The organism is Mesorhizobium sp. M1E.F.Ca.ET.063.01.1.1 (genome assembly GCF_003998155.1).
Lineage (GTDB): Bacteria > Pseudomonadota > Alphaproteobacteria > Rhizobiales > Rhizobiaceae > Mesorhizobium.
On record NZ_RZSC01000571.1, the window covers coordinates 1 to 3,910 of the forward strand.

Here is a 3,910-nt window from a genome sequence, read left to right on the forward strand (position 1 = left end):
GGCACGATCTGGCAGGTGTTCGGCCGCAACGACATCGGCCTGCTCGGCTACTACGTCAACGCGCTCGGCATCGACTACAACTATGTCCAGGACCCGATCGATGCCTGGGTCACCGTTATCATCATGGATGTCTGGCACTGGACCAGCCTGGTCGTGCTGCTCTGCTATGCCGGACTGGTCTCGATCCCGGACGCCTTCTACCAGGCGGCCAAGATCGACGGCGCGTCGCGCTGGGCGGTGTTCCGCTACATCCAGTTGCCGAAGATGCAGCGCGTGCTGCTGATCGCGGTGCTTTTGCGCTTCATGGACAGCTTCATGATCTACACCGAGCCCTTCGTCGTCACCGGCGGCGGTCCGGGCAACTCGACCACCTTCCTGTCGATCGACCTCGTCAAGACGGCGCTTGGCCAGTTCGACCTCGGCCCGGCGGCAGCCATGTCGCTGGTCTACTTCCTGATCATTCTTCTGTTGTCTTGGGTGTTCTACACCGTGATGACCAACTACGACGCGGAGCGCTGAGATGGCGGGCGCAAACGAAAGAACCGACCGAGTGAGCGAGACAACCGTTTCGGAAGGCGTGGGCAGCACGCTGTCGCAGGACGAGGTCGCAAGGCTGATGCGTCGACGCGGCGAGGAATCGCGCTGGTGGTGGATCGTGCCAACGCTCTACATCGTCGCGCTGCTGCTGCCGATCTACTGGCTCATCAACATGAGCTTCAAGACCAATGCGGAGATCGTGTCGTCGCTGACGCTGTTCCCGCACAATCCGACACTCGCTAATTACCGCACCATCTTCACCGATGCGTCCTGGTATTCGGGCTACATCAACTCCATCACCTATGTGGTGATCAACATGGTGATCTCGGTCACCGTGGCGCTGCCGGCGGCCTACGCCTTTCGCGCTACCGTTTCCTCGGCGACAAGCACCTGTTCTTCTGGCTGCTGACCAACCGCATGGCCCCGCCGGCGGTGTTCGCGCTGCCGTTCTTCCAGCTCTATTCGGCCTTCGGTCTGATCGACACGCATATCGCCGTGGCCCTGGCGCACTGCCTGTTCAACGTGCCGCTGGCAGTGTGGATCCTGGAAGGGTTCATGTCAGGCGTGCCGAAGGAGATAGACGAGACCGCCTATATCGACGGCTATTCCTTCCCGCGCTTCTTCATCAAGATCTTCATGCCGCTGATCGCCAGCGGCATCGGTGTCGCCTGCTTCTTCTGCTTCATGTTCTCATGGGTGGAACTCTTGATCGCGCGCACGCTGACCACCACCGATGCCAAGCCGATCGCAGCCACCATGACGCGCACCGTCTCGGCCGCCGGCATGGACTGGGGGCTGCTCGCAGCCGCCGGCGTGCTGACGCTGATCCCTGGCGCGGTCGTCATCTGGTTCGTCCGCAACTACATCGCGAAGGGCTTCGCCCTGGGGAGGGTGTGATGAAACGAACACATAAGTTCATCCTCACCACCATCGCCAAGGGCTTTGCCCTGGGGAGGGTCTAAGCCATGAACCTCGACTTCTCGTGGATGGCGTGGACCTTGCCGACGGCCGCCTTCTTCATCGTCATCGTGCTGATGCTCTGCGGCATGGGCGTCTGGGAATATGTCTCGCCGGGCGGCAATCCGCGCGTCGGCGTGCTGCGCTTCGAGACGACGCGCGGCGACCGTCTCTTCCTGTCGCTGCTCGGCAGCGCCTTTATCCATCTCGCTTGGCTGGGTTTTGTCGGACCCAACCTGTGGTGGGCTCTCGCTCTCTCCGTAGTCTACGCCATCGGCGTGTTCCGCTACGTATAGAGGGGGAAACTGTCGGAGCGGTCGCGTGCTGGGCGGCCGCTCCAGATCGCACTTGAAACCTAAAACGGAGGAAACACATGCGACGGCAAATTTTAACATCAACGACCGCCATTGCCCTGTTGCTCGGGGCTGGCAACGCCTATGCCGGTATGGACGAGGCCAAGGCTTTCTTGGACAAGGAGATCGGTCCACTCTCGACGCTCTCGCGCGCCGATCAGGAAAAGGAAATGCAGTGGTTTATCGACGCTGCCAAGCCGTTTGCCGGCATGGACATCAAGGTCGTGTCGGAAACCATCGCGACCCATTCCTATGAGTCGCAGGTGTTGGCGCCTGCTTTCTCCGCCATCACCGGCATCAAGGTCACGCACGACACGATCCAGGAAGGCGATGTCGTCGAGAAGATCCAGACCCAGATGCAGACCGGCCAGAACCTCTATGACGGCTGGGTCAACGATTCCGACCTGATCGGCACGCACTGGCGCTACCAGCAGGTGCGCAATCTCTCCGACTGGATGGAAGGCGACGGCAAGGACGTCACCAATCCGAACCTCGACCTGAAGGACTTCATCGGCACCTCCTTCACCACCGCTCCGGACAAGAAGCTTTACCAGCTTCCCGACCAGCAGTTCGCGAACCTGTACTGGTTCCGTTACGACTGGTTCAACGACGAAAAGAACAAGGCCGATTTCAAGGCCAAGTACGGCTACGACCTTGGCGTGCCGGTCAACTGGTCAGCCTATGAGGACATCGCCGAATTCTTCACCGGCCGCGAGATCGATGGCAAGAAGGTCTACGGTCACATGGACTACGGCAAGAAGGACCCGTCGCTCGGCTGGCGGTTCACCGACGCCTGGCTGTCCATGGCCGGCAATGGCGACAAAGGCATTCCGAACGGCCTGCCGGTCGACGAGTGGGGCATCAAGGTCGACGAGAATTCGCGCCCCGTCGGCTCCTGCACCGCACGTGGCGGCGACACCAATGGTCCGGCTGCTGTCTACTCGATCCAGAAGTATCTCGACTGGCTGAAGGCCTACGCTCCGGCGGAAGCCCAAGGCATGACCTTCTCTGAAGCCGGCCCGGTTCCGGCGCAGGGTGCGGTTGCCCAGCAGATGTTCTGGTACACCGCCTTCACCGCCTCGATGGTCGACGCCGGCGCCAAGGCGGTGCTGAACGACGATGGCACGCCGAAATGGCGCATGGCGCCGTCGCCGCACGGCGTCTACTGGAAGGACGGCATGAAGCTTGGCTACCAGGACGTGGGTTCCTGGACGCTGATGAAGTCGACGCCGACCGACCGCGCCAAGGCCGCCTGGCTCTACGCGCAGTTCGTCACCTCGAAGACCGTCGACGTGAAGAAGAGCCATGTCGGCCTGACCTTCATCCGCGAGAGCACGATCCACGACAAGAGCTTCACCGAGCGTGCTCCGAAGCTCGGCGGCCTGATTGAGTTCTATCGCTCGCCGGCCCGTGTCCAGTGGTCGCCGACCGGCACCAACGTGCCTGACTACCCGAAGCTGGCCCAGCTCTGGTGGCAGGCGATCGGCGATGCCTCATCGGGCGCCAAGACCGCGCAGGAAGCGATGGACTCGCTCTGCGCCGAGCAGGAAAAGGTCATGAGCCGCATCGAGAAGTCGGGCGTCCAGGGCGATATCGGCCCGAAGATGGCCGAAGAGCACGACCTTGCCTACTGGAACGCCGACGCGGTCAAGAAGGGCAATCTCGCGCCCCAGCTCAAGATCGAGAACGAGAAGGAAAAGCCGATCACCATCAACTACGACGAACTGGTGAAGAGCTGGCAGAAGTAACGGCATGACATGGGCGTGCTCGCCCATGTTAGGAAATGCAGGGGAGGCGGCTTTGCCGTCTCCCCTGTTCTATGAGAAGTGGAGGGAACGGAATGAGCGGTTTTGTGCTGGCCATCGACCAGGGAACGACATCGACCCGGGCGATCCTGTTCGACGACGAGATGAAGGTAGCAGGCATCGGCCAGCAGGAATTTCCGCAGCATTATCCGGCCTCCGGCTGGGTCGAGCATGACCCGGAAGACATCTGGTCAAGCGTGGTCGCGACGGTCAAAGCGGCGCTGAAAGCGGCCGGCCGCTTTCAGCGCCGCTTTGACC

Annotated in this window: 4 protein-coding genes and 1 pseudogene; all 5 read left to right on the forward strand. The window is 61.5% G+C overall.

The window, feature by feature from the left end:
- The coding region (locus tag EOA29_RS28205; protein ID WP_145969838.1) for a sugar ABC transporter permease at positions 1–519 on the forward strand (519 nt) is incomplete at its 5' end.
- A gap of 1 nt (position 520) precedes the next feature.
- Positions 521–1,434: pseudogene (locus tag EOA29_RS28210) on the forward strand (carbohydrate ABC transporter permease).
- 68 nt (positions 1,435–1,502) lie between these two features.
- On the forward strand, positions 1,503–1,790 hold the full coding sequence (locus EOA29_RS28215) for a DUF2160 domain-containing protein (RefSeq protein ID WP_126093840.1): 288 nt from the start codon (positions 1,503–1,505) through the stop codon (positions 1,788–1,790).
- A 77-nt stretch (positions 1,791–1,867) separates the two neighbouring features.
- Positions 1,868–3,595, forward strand: a complete 1,728-nt coding sequence (locus EOA29_RS28220; protein ID WP_126093841.1) for an ABC transporter substrate-binding protein — start codon at positions 1,868–1,870, stop codon at positions 3,593–3,595.
- Positions 3,596–3,687: 92 nt separating this feature from the next.
- The coding region (locus tag EOA29_RS28225) for an FGGY family carbohydrate kinase (RefSeq protein ID WP_245468559.1) at positions 3,688–3,910 on the forward strand (223 nt) is incomplete at its 3' end.

Excerpts from the sequence above, each read along its gene's own strand:
- EOA29_RS28215 (WP_126093840.1), top strand. The coding sequence starts at position 1,503 with ATGAACCTCGACTTCTCGTGGATGGCGTGGACCTTGCCGACGGCCGCC.
- EOA29_RS28220 (WP_126093841.1), top strand. The coding sequence starts at position 1,868 with ATGCGACGGCAAATTTTAACATCAACGACCGCCATTGCCCTGTTGCTC.